The sequence below is a fragment of the bacterium genome, from assembly GCA_037131655.1.
Classification (GTDB): Bacteria; Armatimonadota; Fimbriimonadia; order Fimbriimonadales; family JBAXQP01; genus JBAXQP01.
Genome location: JBAXQP010000001.1, coordinates 20,429 through 34,584 on the forward strand (window position 1 = coordinate 20,429; position 14,156 = coordinate 34,584).

At 47.3% G+C, this 14,156-nt stretch carries 12 protein-coding genes; 4 read left to right on the forward strand and 8 right to left on the reverse strand.

The genetic code is table 11. From position 1 onward, the window contains the following. Positions 1-60: 60 nt before the first annotated feature. Both WCO51_00110 and WCO51_00115 read left to right on the forward strand, forming a co-directional pair. The gene (locus tag WCO51_00110) at positions 61-1,335 is read left to right on the forward strand and encodes a DUF1015 domain-containing protein (GenBank protein ID MEI6511664.1); all 1,275 of its coding nucleotides are present in this window, start codon (positions 61-63) and stop codon (positions 1,333-1,335) included. A gap of 21 nt (positions 1,336-1,356) precedes the next feature. Further along, a complete protein-coding gene (locus WCO51_00115) occupies positions 1,357-2,142 on the forward strand; it encodes a DUF92 domain-containing protein (protein ID MEI6511665.1) in 786 nt (261 codons plus the stop codon). Between the two features lies 1 nt (position 2,143). Here WCO51_00115 and WCO51_00120 read toward each other — a convergent pair whose 3' ends face one another. The 6 genes from WCO51_00120 to WCO51_00145 form a co-directional block, all read right to left on the reverse strand. After that, on the reverse strand, positions 2,144-2,758 hold the full coding sequence (locus tag WCO51_00120) for a hypothetical protein (protein ID MEI6511666.1): 615 nt from the start codon (positions 2,756-2,758) through the stop codon (positions 2,144-2,146). A gap of 69 nt (positions 2,759-2,827) precedes the next feature. Continuing rightward, positions 2,828-3,886, reverse strand: coding sequence for an NDP-sugar synthase (locus tag WCO51_00125; protein MEI6511667.1), 1,059 nt, complete (start codon positions 3,884-3,886; stop codon positions 2,828-2,830). Beyond that, complete coding sequence (locus WCO51_00130; protein MEI6511668.1) at positions 3,886-5,004, reverse strand: DegT/DnrJ/EryC1/StrS family aminotransferase; 1,119 nt, start codon at positions 5,002-5,004, stop codon at positions 3,886-3,888. The genes WCO51_00125 and WCO51_00130 overlap by 1 nt, the downstream gene beginning before the upstream one ends. A 25-nt stretch (positions 5,005-5,029) precedes the next feature. Further along, entirely contained in the window at positions 5,030-6,127 is a 1,098-nt protein-coding gene (locus WCO51_00135; GenBank protein MEI6511669.1) for an NDP-sugar synthase, read from the reverse strand. Between the two features lie 351 nt (positions 6,128-6,478). Continuing rightward, complete coding sequence (locus WCO51_00140; GenBank protein ID MEI6511670.1) at positions 6,479-7,570, reverse strand: glycosyltransferase family 4 protein; 1,092 nt, start codon at positions 7,568-7,570, stop codon at positions 6,479-6,481. A 43-nt stretch (positions 7,571-7,613) separates the two neighbouring features. Beyond that, positions 7,614-8,486 carry a DNA methyltransferase gene (locus WCO51_00145; GenBank protein ID MEI6511671.1) on the reverse strand — a complete coding sequence of 291 codons (873 nt, stop codon included), beginning with the start codon at positions 8,484-8,486 and terminating at the stop codon, positions 7,614-7,616. Positions 8,487-8,601: 115 nt separating this feature from the next. On the opposite strand from WCO51_00145, the gene WCO51_00150 reads away from it, so the two are divergent. Together WCO51_00150 and WCO51_00155 are read left to right on the forward strand one after the other, a co-directional pair. Then, positions 8,602-10,356 carry a DUF3352 domain-containing protein gene (locus WCO51_00150; protein ID MEI6511672.1) on the forward strand — a complete coding sequence of 585 codons (1,755 nt, stop codon included), beginning with the start codon at positions 8,602-8,604 and terminating at the stop codon, positions 10,354-10,356. A gap of 105 nt (positions 10,357-10,461) precedes the next feature. Next, the gene (locus WCO51_00155) at positions 10,462-12,228 is read left to right on the forward strand and encodes a DUF3352 domain-containing protein (protein MEI6511673.1); all 1,767 of its coding nucleotides are present in this window, start codon (positions 10,462-10,464) and stop codon (positions 12,226-12,228) included. A 259-nt stretch (positions 12,229-12,487) separates the two neighbouring features. On the opposite strand, the gene tsaD is transcribed toward WCO51_00155, so the two are convergent. Together tsaD and rimI are read right to left on the reverse strand one after the other, a co-directional pair. After that, positions 12,488-13,477, reverse strand: a complete 990-nt coding sequence (gene tsaD / locus WCO51_00160; GenBank protein ID MEI6511674.1) for a tRNA (adenosine(37)-N6)-threonylcarbamoyltransferase complex transferase subunit TsaD — start codon at positions 13,475-13,477, stop codon at positions 12,488-12,490. Beyond that, the gene (rimI, locus tag WCO51_00165; protein MEI6511675.1) at positions 13,474-13,986 is read right to left on the reverse strand and encodes a ribosomal protein S18-alanine N-acetyltransferase; all 513 of its coding nucleotides are present in this window, start codon (positions 13,984-13,986) and stop codon (positions 13,474-13,476) included. Before rimI ends, tsaD begins: the two co-directional genes overlap by 4 nt. Positions 13,987-14,156 lie beyond the last annotated feature (170 nt).

Here is a 14,156-nt window from a genome sequence, read left to right on the forward strand (position 1 = left end):
TTAGAGGGTAACATAATAAGACACTTCGTTAAGGGATATTAGGAGTAGGAGTCAACCCGCATGGCAATTATCAAACCATTTTGTGCAGTTCGTTATACGATGCCAATCGATACAGTTGTGGCACCGCCATATGATGTTATTTCGCCCGAAGATAGGCAAAAATTAGGGCAATCGAATGCTTATAATATCGTTCATCTCACCCTTCCTGAGGGCAAATCTGATGATCGCAGTCAGTATGTGAAATATGCTCAAGCCGCCGCTAGGCTGACCGAATGGCGTAGAGAGCAACAGCTAGTCCCCGATCAAAAACCGGGCTATTATTTATATCGACAGACATTCACCGATCCGGTTACGGGGCAAAAACATAAGCGCTCCGCCATTATCGGCCTTCTTCGATCGGAACCTTATGAGACCGGCACAGTCATGCCCCACGAGCAGACTTTCCCAGGTCATAAGGAAGACCGCTTACGATTACTTGAAGCCACGAGAACTCATCTTGAATGTATTTATGGCATGTATGATGATGCCAACGGCAAGATCAAGCAGACGTTGGAGAACGCAACATTCGAGCCGCTCTGTTCAACGGAAACGCCTGATGGCATTTATCACGAACTTTACGTGTGCGATGACGAGCAGACCAACGTCGAAATTGAAGGGTTGTTTGCGGACAAGCGTATTTTGATCGCTGATGGTCATCATCGGTACGAGACGATTTTGAACTTCCGAAAGCAATATGTTCAGGCTACCGGCACGGTACCTGAGGATTTCCTCCCTGTCGCATTTACCGCATTGCAAGACCCAGGTTTGATTGTCCTGCCTACTCATCGTATGGTCAAATCAATGCCGCCTGAAGTGATGGCTAACTTCCCCGCGAAATTGGAAGAATACTTCCAAGTCGATGAAGTTAAAGTCGAAGAGCTTCCGGAGATGGTGCGCAAGGCCGCTAGTAATGGTGCGCGTGTTGTTGGGATCGTCCTTCCTAATAAGGGTTACCTCTGCACTTTGCGCGACATCGATATCATGGATAAAGTTGTCGAGGAAGAGCATTCGATGGTATGGAAGCGGTTGGATGTTACCGTCCTGCATACATTGATGATGGAGAAGCTGCTTGGACTGCCGAAGGGTGTCGAGGCTTATACTCGCGACGATAATGAGGTTCTCGACAAGGTCGGTTCCGGCGAATTCGCAGCCGGTTTCATGATTAATGCGCCGACAGTTGATGAGACACGAGAGATTGCATCGAGTGGAGAAAAGATGCCGCAGAAATCCACTTTCTTCTATCCTAAACTGCTGTCCGGTTTAGTGATGTGGAGCTTTGGCGACGGCATCGGTTAGTTCGCAATTACTTAAGAGCTTATGAACTTATCACAGTGGATTTTAGCAGTCGGGCTGGCGTTTCTAATTGTTGCGCCAGCCTTCTTATTAAGATGGTTGACATTCGGCGGAGCGATGGCAGCCTTTTGTATCGGCGCGGCTGTTTTTGGGGCAGGTGGATGGAGAGCTTCTGTTCCTCTATTGCTCTTCTTTTTAAGTTCAAATGCACTTGGCCGGGTCGGTCGAAACCGCAAGCGAGAGATTCAAGAAGACTTTGCAGAAGAGAACAGGGATTGGGCGCAGGTGTTGGCGAATGGGGCTGTCGGAACGCTCTGCTGCCTGTGGGCATATTATGACTATAATCCCCATGCTTTAGGCGCCTTCATTGGAGCTTTTGCTGCAGCCAATGCCGATACTTGGGCAACGGAAATCGGCATATTAGTCGGACGTAACCCGTTCAATATCGCTACCGGTCAACCGGCTGAACCGGGTGTATCCGGCGCAGTCACTTTTCAGGGTTGGGGCGCTGCAATAGCGGGAGGAATTGTTGTGGGCATGAGCGGATTGCTGTGGCACTCATGGGCGGCGCCGTTTAAATTCGGTCTCATAGGTTGGGCAGCAAGCCTTGTTGATAGTCTTTTAGGAGCGACACTTCAAGCCAGATACTTCTGTTCTATCTGTGGAAAGACTCTGGAGAAGTCAACCTGTTGCGGCCAATGCTCGATAAAGGTAAGCGGCTTAAAATGGATGACCAACGATACAGTGAACCTATTTTGCACTCTAACCGGAGCCATTCTCGGACTATTTGTTCCAATAACAATCGGTTGAACTATTTAGCCGGTTTGATTAGCTTGGCAGGATTATTGGGCTTAGGAGATGGTGTTGGCATCGCTGTCGGCTTCGGATTTGCAGGAAGTGTCGGGCTAACTCCAGTTGGATTCACGGGGTTCTTTTCAACTAAGGGTGGAACATAGATACTTCCGCTGGCATCAGTCCATTCCTTCTTGTCCAAACCTTCTATTTTATAGATCCCGCGACCGTTGAATTGGCACATACCAATACCATTAAAAGTCCCTTTGGTTTTTGCGCCGAGGTACATTATCTTTTTGAATTCGCCGCCAATGATTTTAACGGTGCCTTTGCCGTAATAACCGACTCGTTCAACAGCCTTGCCGGCTTGTGTTACTGTTTTTGGCCCATATTCAAGCTTAAGCGTTGGGGGTATGACAATTTTTTGAGCCTTTAAGCCAACTAAAAAGAGCGCACCATTCATTTCAAATGTGGCGTCACCCATTCCGTTGATCTCAAACGATCCATCACCATCGAAAGTTACTTTTGATGGTTTGATCGGCTGATCTTCCCGTAATGACTTCCATTCAAATTTCCCTTGCGCAAAGGCAAGTCCACAGCAAACAAGGCAGAGTACAACTGGACGGAAACGCATAACACTAACACCCCTACGCAAAATAATACCTGTGTGCGCGCCATTAATGATAATAATCAAGCTAAAAGACTAAATCGCGCCTTTTTCTACTTGGCCGCGGCTGGGGTCGACGATAACTCCGTTGAAGATGGCGGCATTGGATTTGACGTGGCAATCCTTGCCGATGATGCAGCGTTCGATGTAAGTATTGCGTTGAACCCGAGCGCCTTTCCACATCAGGCTGCTCATAACAGTTGCGCCCTCCTCGACGACGCAATTATCGCCGAGAACGCTTCCTTCGAGCACCTTCGCGCCAGGTTCAATCACGCAATTATTGCCGATCACTACGGGGTATCCGATGTTTTCGGGTTTCGTGCGAATATCAGTGTTTTCGCCAATCCAAACATACTTATGATGCTGCTTAAAGGGGAACTTCAGATCGACCTTACCTTCCATCGCATCGGTCTGTGTTTTGCGATAGATGTTTAGATCGCCAACGTCCTTCCAATAAGCGCTGGTGAGGAAGCCATAAAATGGACGCTTCTGTTCTAATAATAAGGGGAGTAGATTTTTTCCTAAGCCATAACTTACACCACGAGGGATGAGGTCGAATACCGTTGGGTCGAAGACATAGACCCCCGTGTTGGCGGTGTTGGAGAAGATAACTTCACCCTTGGGCTTTTCGAGGAATCGAGTGATCTTGCCTCTCTCATTTTGAAGCGCAATACCATATTCGGAAGGGTCGTCCACCAAAGACAGCGCGATGGTCGCGATGGCTTTTTTCTCTTTGTGAAATCGAATCAGGCGGGATAGGTCTAAATCAGTAAGAGCATCGCCGCCAATCACTAAGAAAGTGTCATTAAAGAACTTATCAACGCGTTTAATGCTACCGGCGTCACCCCAAAGCTGATCTTCTTTGGAGTATGTGATTTTAACGCCCCACTTCTTGCCATCTCCGAAGTGTTCCTCAATCTGATCGGCGAAGTAATGCAGGTTCACCATGATATTGTGGAACCCGTGTTGCTTCAGAAGCTCGATCGTATGCTCCATAACGGGCTTATTGACGATTGGAACCATCGGTTTGGGGACATTGCGAGTAAGTGGATCCAGCCTCGATCCAACCCCAGCCGCTAAAATCATTGCTTTCATTAAATTGAAACTCGTTCCTGAGTGAACTGGCATACGAGCTCGGAAGCGAATTCTATCTGCTCTGCACTCAGATGTTGATGAATTGGCAAGGAAATGACTTCTGCTGCCGCTCTTTCCGCCTCGGGGAAATCATTTTCAGAATACCCCAGGAATTCATAGGCATTTTGGGTATGGATGCACAACGGATAATAAATGGCGCTGTCAACTCCCCGTTCCTTGAGGAATTCTTTTAAATTATCGCGCCTTGGGTGTCGGATAGTAAATTGGTGATAGGTGTGCAGGTTATGGTCGTGGACTTCAGGAAGCACAACGTCAACTCCGCTGAGAGCTTTCATATAGATGCTGGCATTACGTCTCCGCTGCTCAGTCCATTCTGGCAGGTGGCGAAGCTTGCTTCGAAGGATAGCCGCTTGAATCTCATCCAATCGGCTGGTATAGCCAATGTGGCGATAGATATAGCCGCCACCGTTCATACCATGCACTCTCAAGCTGCGTACGATATGATCGATTTCCGGGTCATCCGTCAATACCATTCCCGCATCGCCCGCCGCGCCTAAATTTTTAGTCGGGAAGAAACTTAATGTTGCGGCATCGCCCCATTTGGCCATCGGTTGACCATTATGCTCTGAGCCGATTGCTTGAGCGCCATCGCCTAAGACTTTCAAGCCATACTTCTTGGCGATTTCACAAATCTCGGTCATATCCGCGCATTGACCATAGAGATGGACGGGAAGAATAGCCTTGGTTTTATCGGTGATTGCAGCTTCAATGAGATTGACATCGAGGTTGAAAGTAACCGGGTCTATGTCAACGAACACAGGTTTGGCATGGATCTGAACGAGCACTTCGACGGTGGCGACAAAAGTGAATGGGGTTGTGATAACTTCATCCCCCTCGCCAATCCCCATCGCTCCAAGCGCCAGTTTTAGGGCATCCGTACCTGAAGCTACACCGATCCCGTAATGCGTACCCTCCAAAGAGGCGATTTCTTCTTCGAGCATAGAACAGTTTTCGCCATGAATATAGCGTCCACTTTCTAACACAGATAATACTGCGTCATCAACCTCATGCTTAATCGCATGATATTGGCTTTGTAAATCCACCAAAGTTACACGCATAGTTGTTCTCCAATTTTCCTAGAGGTTATAGAATCGAATCGCCCAGACTACTCCATGGCCCGATAATTCCTTCAGCTCCAAGTACGACTTCCGTCGCCTTTACATAATCTTCTATTCTGCAATTTTGATCGATTACACATCTTGTTAGACGGCAATTTTCTCCTACTGTGTCGCGTTCCATAAGAATGCATCCGTCTAAGATCGATCCGGCGCCGATTCGGCAGCCTATTCCAATCGTTGTTTGGCCGGTTACTACGACGTTCTCACCGATAACACAACCAACCCCGATATGGCATCCCGGATCGATGCGAGCGCTATCTGCAATCTGAGCATCGATTCCGATCCATCGCTTATCCTGACACTCACCGCTTATAAGCGAGGTTAACTTAAGCTCTTCCGTGAGCAAAGCTTTTGTTGCTTTTAATAACTGTGACGGGCGGCCTATGTCAATCCAATAGCCGCCGCATTCATATCCGAAAACACTGCCGCCTGACTTGAGCAGACCAGGGTAGAATTCGCGCTCAATCGAACACTTACGCAAAGGGATGCGCTCAACGATTTCAGGCTCTATGATATATAAGCCTGCATTAATCAGGTCCGAACCTTCAGCCTTATCGCCGCGCTCGGCCGCTAATTTTTGCTCTTTGGTTGGTTCGATAAACGCTTCAACTTGCCCTTTAGCATTTAAGGGAACCACTCCAAACGGATGGGGTCGGTTCACTCGGTAAAGCGTCAATGTCACTTCCGCCTGCACACTGTCGTGATAGTCCAATATGGCGCTCAGGTCGAAATCGTGCAGCGTATCGCCGTTAAATACAATACAACGCTTCGGCGGCATTCCGTCAACCGCATATCTTATTGCGCCGGCGGTATCCATGGGTTCGGGCTCAACACGATAGCTCATGCTAATCCCAAATCGACTGCCATCGCCAAAGTGCTCTACGATTTGTTCTGCTAAATAATTGGTGGCGAACACTATCTCCGAGATACCGGCTTTACGTAAAATCCCTACCTGGTACTCAAGGAGAGGTCGATTAGCGACGGGTATTAGAGGCTTTGGCCGGCTCAAGCTGAGCGGCCGCATTCGCGTTCCAAAGCCACCGGCGATAATAACTGCTCGCATATTTCAACTCAAAGCGCTCATTTCTCCCGTCACGTGAAGAAGAGGCGAATTTACTTTCTAACTTAAGAATTATAGCATACTAACTTACTACCCACCGGCCAGAGTCAAAGCTAACACGCGTAAAATAGGTCTTTAGTCCTATACCCCGCCTGCTTTGTTAGGTTCGAGGAGAAAGTCGAAAGAAAGAAAGACGAAAGGCAGAGTCGGTATTCCCCCCTTTCCAAGGGGGTGTACAAAGGGGTCTCTCCGGAAAGCTAATTAGTAAATAAACCTGTCTAATCCTGAGTAGGCCTCAGGGCAGTATCGAAGGGCGGTTAGGGTTCGTAAGCAGTTAGACCTGGAGGAATGTGTTTAGTCTTTTACCATCTTCCGGTAAATGGCTTCGGTTTCTTCTATCATCCGGGGGACGTTGAAGCGGGAGCGGACCCATTCTCGGCCGGCTTCGCCCATGGCTTTGGATCGAGAGGGATCGCTTAGAAGGGAATTGATGGCATCGGCTAATTCGTCGGGTTCCTGCTCGATAAAAAGACCGGTGAGATTGTTTTGAATGACCTCAGGGAGGCCGCCGACACGAGTAGCGATGACGGGTTTGCCTCGGCCCATTGCTTCAATCACAACAAGACCGAATGTCTCGATTTTCGAAGGGAGGATCATGATATCCATCGCATCCATTAGGCGCGAGACATCCGAACGGTTTCCGGTTAGCGTAACGGCTTTCCTGATCCCTAGGTCATCAATTGCTTTCTCTAAAAGGGGTGAGAAATTCGGCTCGACACGGCCGACGAACATAAAATGCGTGTCTTTGTGTTTGGCAAGTACCTTGGGGATGGCTTGGACAGCTAGAAGGTGTCCTTTATCAGAAGCAACACGACCGACCAACCCAATTATCCGATAATTTTCCGCAATACCAAATTCTTCGAATACCCCAACCTTTGAACACTGTGTATTACTATCTGCAAATTCAGTCCCATGATAGACGACATCGATTGCATTGGCAGGCACTTTATTGGAGATAAGATTTTCTTTAACGAATTCAGAAACAGCAATCAAGCGTCCGCCGGTTTTTGGGATGAGGTTGAATGCGACATCGTGATTGATGACATGGACGCTGGCGACGATGGGTATGCGTCGAAGGGTGGCCGTGATCCCTCCATGCCAGGCGCCGCGGGTAAGATGTGTGTGGATTATATCAAACTTGCTTCGCTTCAACCGACGAAGTAGTTTTAGATGCGTAAAGAAAGAGCCTCCCTTACGCATGGGCATTTCCCAACAGGGAGTATTTTGATTGCGGAGCGCTTCAGGAAGCCATCCCCCCGGGGGGCATACAACAGTGACTTCATGGCCTTTTTGTTGAAATTGGCGCGCAAGTAATGCTACTTGATGCTCCGCTCCCGAAGGGACGGAACTCGAAATCACTTGCACGATTCGCAGCTTATCACCCATCGTTTTACTCTTTGTCTACAAATAATTGCGAAAGCAGCGCCCATCAGGGCGTTTCTTTGCGAAACACGAGAATGCTCTGATGAATGACACTCGGAATAAACGTGTAGCGGTAGCCATAGACGTGCAACTGCTTTGATACATCATACCAGATAAGATTTGCCTTTGGCGTCCAGCCATCTTGTGTAATCACATTAGCCAATTCAGCCGGCAGGAGGTGGTAAACGCCATTCTGATACATCTCGCCAACAAACACGGCCATATACCCATTCAACTTTAGCTTCGTTTGGCAAACCGCGAAAATTTCACGCATCTGGGCAAGCCATTCGTCCTTTGATTGAACAGGTTGATTATTAAATCGACTAAGCTTCTTTCGCAGTTTGTCAGGTTCAACCTCTTGTCCGTAACGTTTATATTGGCCAGTTGAGCGTTTGGCGGTATCCATGTTCCAATAAGGTACATCGGTTAGGATGAAGTCGAACTCACCTTCAATCTCAGGCAGAACTTTGAGGCAATCACCTTGACAGGTTTGCTGCGGCGTCAACCCTTCAAGCTCACAGACTTTTTGATACACTTCAACCCATCGCGGCTCTATTTCTATCCCGACGGCCGATCGCTCGGAAATAGTTGCTCCTAAGAGAGTGCCGCCGACGCCCATCATTGGGTCGAGAACCCTGTCTCCTGCCTTGGTAAAGGTGCGAATAAGTTCGGCGCATAATTCGGGCGGCTTTTGACCGCCGTGTTGATTGCGCAATTTATGTTGGAAGCTTGAGGGGTAGGCTTTTGCTATTACTGAACGGCTCGAGAACGTCCATTCACGGCCTGTGAGGTCATTAAGTCGGTTGCCCTCAGAATAAAAGCCGCGGCTGTTACCCTCCGAATCAAATAATTCTATCGTTTCATGCTTTTTTTTCAACATTGGTGTAGGATTATGTTACGGGTTTCTAGAACGTTTTGCAATAGATGCCAATGTTATTCATTGACAGATCGTTGGCATCGAAGCTTAACGACAGCAAAAAGTAATGGAGGCTAAGATGAAAGTTTGTCAATCATGTAAGGCAGAGATGCCTGCGGATTTGGAAATCTGCGAAAGTTGTGGAGTCAAATATGAGATCGCCAAAAGACGTGGTGGGTTTCGAGGAGGATTATTTGTCCTCGCGCTTGTCATTCTTCTGGCAATAGGCGCGTTGGGTTATCGACTATTTTTCTCTCGAAATGGTGAGGAAGCCGCTCGCCTTTTACCTACAGGGTGCTGGATGGTAATTACAATCGATACCAATCCTTCGCCAACTCAGGCTAATCTATTCCTTCGCATTTCCGATGCGATGAAGCGTGAAGGATTAGACAAGCAAACGGAAGACTTATTGAGCAGCGTGCTTGGTCCGTCCAAGCTTGCGACTGAGCTGAGACCCTATATCAACAATAGCTTGGCTTTAGGGATGTGGGGATCAACGGTAACGGACACAAGTGGAGCGGTTATTTTAAACGTAACCAACGCGAAAGCTGTTGCTTCCATATTGAATAGCAAGAACATCTCCACGAAAGACAATGGCGTCACGATTTATAAGGCTCCAGACTCGGAAATTAGAATAGCGCTGGAGGGTTCGAATCTGATAATGGCGGTTAAACCTTCCGATATCCATAAGGTTTTGGAGGTTAAGGCGGGCAAGGTCATTTCTGTTGTGGATACGGCAGAGTTCAAGGAAGCGCGTAAAACGTTGCCTGAAGATGCGAGCCTAATGATTTTTGTCCAACCATCCGGAGTTCAGAAAGTTCAACAATCCTATAACCCAACATCAGTTATGGAATCTATTAATTCTACAGCTTGGTGTGGAGTTGGGCTTACAATGCGTGATGATGGATTGCTTGTAACAGGCAGAATGCCCTCGGGTGTAGTTAAAGGTCTCGAAGGGCTGAATGATATTCAAGCTCTAAGATATGGACCACTTCAAGCAATGCCTTCAGGAGCATACGGCTTCTATACCCTTTCTCAGCCAAGCAAGTTTTGGGAAGTAATTCGGGTAATGATGGCACAGAACCCCGAAGCGGCTAAACAAATTGATCAAGGGCTTGCTGATTTCGATCAGACAAGCGGACTGAGTTTTGCAAAAGATGTGCTTCCGGCATTTGCTGGTGAAGCCGCGTTAGCCATTTATCCCAGCACAAAAAATAATAAGAATCAGCCTGAGATGATGCTGGTCCTCGATTCATCGAATAATGCGACCCCCGGTCAGCTTATTGCTAAACTGACGGGGAACACCACGGCTTTACTTATGTTATCTAATGTCGCCGGATATAAACTAACAAGCGTTCAAGAAGAAGGCATAAAGGTTTATAAATTCAATAATCCGACAATGAAAGATATGGCTGGAGAATTTACCTGCGCTCAGATTGGAGATAAGCTCGTTATCACCACCTCTGGTGAGCTTTTAACACGAGCGATAGGATGTAAGACATCGCCTACCGGTTCTTTAGCGCAAGAGCCGACTTTCCAGAAAATGATGTCTCATGGAGTACATGGGGCGCAAATTTTGTATATGATTAATTTTCCCTCCATGATTACAGCAATTACCCAAGCGGATAATCCTACAGACAAACCGAATGAGGCTTCTCAAGCTTGGATAGATGCATTTAAGGATACAGCGGTTGTGAGCGGCAGTGTCAACAATAAGGAAGCCTTCAGCGAAGCCTTTATACCCGTTGATTGGGAGCATTTAGTCCATGCAATGGCTCTTGCCAGCAAACAGGCGCCAACACCCCCCACGCCTTCAGGCGGCGGAACGTGGTAAAGACATAAGCTATCAGTCATTACTCTCTGAAAAGTCCCCCTTAGAATAGGGGGGCTTTTCTGTGCGTCGATTCATGTTATTGATAAAAACATGGAATGTTTTATCATGAATAACTTTAGTTCGTTAAAGAAAGCGGGTCTGTTATCCGCGCTCATCTTACTCATTGCATTGGGTGCACAGGCTCAAAGAGATTTCAGGGTTAACCTCACAAAACATGGGCAAGATGTCGCTAACCTAGTTCCGTCTGACGCATGGTTAGTCATGACCTATGAGTTAATACCTGCGTCAAGTCAGGTAGCTCTATTCAATCGAATAAAGGAATCCCTCTCTCGTGAAGGGTTGAGCCAAAAAATTGATGAAGCAATCAACATGGCATGCAACTCAGTTCCGTTAATGAGAGATATTCATCCCTACTTTATCTCCAGTGTTACTCTTTGCATTTGGGGCGATCCAAACAAGCGAGCAAGTTCTGGTATGACCTTTTTCATCACGATTTCCGATCATTCTGCTGTCCAAAAAGCGCTCAAAGAGGATGCTGTTTTAACTACCATAGACGGCGTGAAAATATATAGCCTTCCTAACAGCAAGGAGTTACATTTCACCTTAGTAGGGAATTATTTGGTAATTTCTATGACCAAAGCAAATCTGGTTCGAATTGCTCGGATTTATGAAACTCCTTCAAAGTCCCTTATAAATTCGCCTGCCTTCCAAACTGCGCAAGCTTCACTGCCTATTGAATCGAATATGCAACTTTTCCTTAAAACTAATATCTTCAATAAATTCCCAAATAATACGCTGAAAACCCCAAAGCAGAAAAGAGATTTCGCTTTAGCTTTAAAGTGCTTAAATACTTGCCCGTGGGTTGCGATGTCCTGTGCCTTCCAAGATACAGGATATTCAATGTCGCTCAGCGTCCAACTCAATTCGACTATATTGAAATCTTTGAACACTCTTAATGCCATAACCCCGATTAGCCTTGAGAACGTCAGCTATTTACCTGAAGGTGCCATTAGCTTCGTTACAATATCACAGCCGAGCAAGTTATGGCCTTTGTTCATTGATCCTGCCGAGCAATATCCTGAATTGCTTAAATCGATGATTATGGAAATTGCAAAAATTGAAAAGGAAACAGGTCTCAAATTTAATGAGCAATTTCTTCCGAGCTTTGATGGTGAAATGACTGTCGGGATTTATCCTTCAGATACAAAAAAAGTTAGTCCGGAATGCATAGTTATACTTGGCTCTCAAAATGGCGCGAATCCGGCCGGCAGCGCTCAAGAGTATTTCAAGAATATTCAATCTGGACGTGTTCAGTTGCAGCCAGGGGATCGTTTAGCGCTATCGGCCATTCAGTTTGATGGAGAGACTATTTATAAATTGGTCGAGACCTCAACAATAAAAGCAAAAGTTTCTGGAAAGAAGCGTTCTCCTAGTGTCCCAGCTACTGAGGAAGATGTAACATACTTTTATCTTCCAGGTAATGACGTATTAGTCACCTCTCCTTCCAAGCGAGCCATTATGAGAACCATTGCTTGCAATCAGCAAAAGATTGGTTCAATCACTCAACAGCCCGCATTTAAGAACATGCTCTCTCAAAAATCTTCAAATGCCCAGGCTTTCATGATGTACGACATGTCCGTAATAGCCCAACAAGCGTTTAATTCCCCGCTAACCAAAATCGTGAACAATGCCTTCAACGGAGCTTGTGTCGTAAATGTTGGATATGATGGTTCAATGATCGAGGCCGATATGTTCGTCCCATTTGATTGGGATCAATATATCAGATCTGCCAAAAACCTTATGTCACAGTTCGAAAATAGGACAAACGAATCTTCACCACCAAAGACTTTACCAAAGAAGAAGAAGAAGTAATTAGCCCGTAATCTTCACCCAACTCCGGGCAGGGGATTGGTTCTATTAAGAGAAATAGGCTAGGGGCGAAGCCCCCAACGTGCCAAAGCTTTAGCGAAGGCACGTCACGCTGAGCGAAGTCGAAGGGTCTTCAGGAAGATTCCTCGACTTCGATCGGAATGACGTTCCGATGGAATGTATAAGAAAGACTACGGAGATCCCCTATAGCCCCCCTTGGAAAAGGGGGACATTCTGAAGCTGATAGCTGATAGCTTCTTAGCTATAAATCCGCAGTCGCAAGCGTGTCCAGCTCTAGGTCGCTGCGTTCGCCTTTTTGGAGGCGGTAATAGCCGGCGCAGGCGACCATGGCGGCGTTGTCGGTGCAGAGGATGGAGGGCGGGATCACTAAACGAAAACCGGTATCCTTTGCGGCGGTGCTCATTGCTTCATTAAGTCGTGAATTGGCAGCGACGCCGCCTACTACAGTGATCGTCTTAACTTTAACCTGCCGTGCAGCGGTGATTGTTTTAGTAACCAATACCTCGACAACCGCTTCTTGGAAGCTTGCTGCGGTATCATTCACATTCAAAGCTTTTCCTTGCGTATCCACATACCGCAACACCGCTGATTTGAGGCCGCTGAAGCTGAAATTGAGTGTGCCATCCATCCATGCTCTTGGAAACGGGATGGCATTTGGGTTGCCTTGTTTGGCAGCAGCATCGACTTTTGGCCCGCCTGGATAACCTAGTCCTAATAGCCTCGCCGACTTATCAAAGGCTTCTCCTGCAGCGTCATCCATCGATTGGCCAAGGAGATAGTAGTCGCCGTGACCTTTAACGAGCATCAACTCGGTATGACCGCCTGAGACGATTAGACACAGATAAGGGAATTCTAATTCGGGATCGACAAGGCGAGCCGAGTACATATGACCTTCAAGATGATGTACTCCGATGAGCGGCTTTTGAAGGGCTAATGCGAGAGTTTTGGCGGCGGCAACTCCGACGACCAATGCACCAACTAAGCCAGGGCGGTTGGTGACGGCGATAGCGTCCACATCATCAAAGGTCATTCCTGCTTCATCGAGGGCTTGTTGGATGACGGGGTTCATTCGCTCCACATGCATCCTCGCGGCAGCTTCGGGAACAACTCCGCCCCACTTGGCATGCATCTCGACCTGAGAAGCCACTACATTCGATAGAATGCGGACCCCATCCTCTAAGAGAGCAGCGGAAGTTTCGTCACAGCTAGTTTCGATGCCAAGGATGATCATTTGGCAAGCTCAGCGCGGTGCTTTGCGAGCATGGATTGGAATTCAGGAAAGCGCATATCTTCCGTCCACATAACAACCGCGTTTTCTTTGTTGTCGGGGTAGTAACGGCGACGGACAGCAACCGCTTTAAACCCATATTTCTTATACAGGTTTTGGGCGGCAAGGTTACTCTCCCGAACTTCGAGGGTGGCTTGCCTCATCCCTTTATCGATAGCCACATCAATCAGTTCGAGCAATATTTGTTCGCCGATCCGGCGTCCACGGTAAACGGGGTCGACCGCAATCGTGGTAATGTGCGCCTCATCGATAAGCAGCCACATTCCGCCATAACCAACGACCGAACCGGAACGCTTGGCGACGAAATAAAAGGCCGAACTGTTAGTTAGCTCGTTGGCAAAACTGGTGTGATGCCATGGAAGCGTAAAAGAACGCTTCTCAATCTCCCACACGGTGGGCAAATGTTCGGTGAGCATTTGCTCGAATGTTACATCCTCAATAACAGTGGACATTTATGGTGCAGAGTGTAGCACAGAGTGAGTTCACTGTCAACCACGAATTTAGCCGGTATCCAGTTTATAAAGTTCCACGGGGTTGTCATAGAGCCATTTTTGGGCGATTCTAATGGCTTGGGTTTCCGTTAATTTCTTATTTGCAATTCGATTAGCCAGTACCCCGGCGA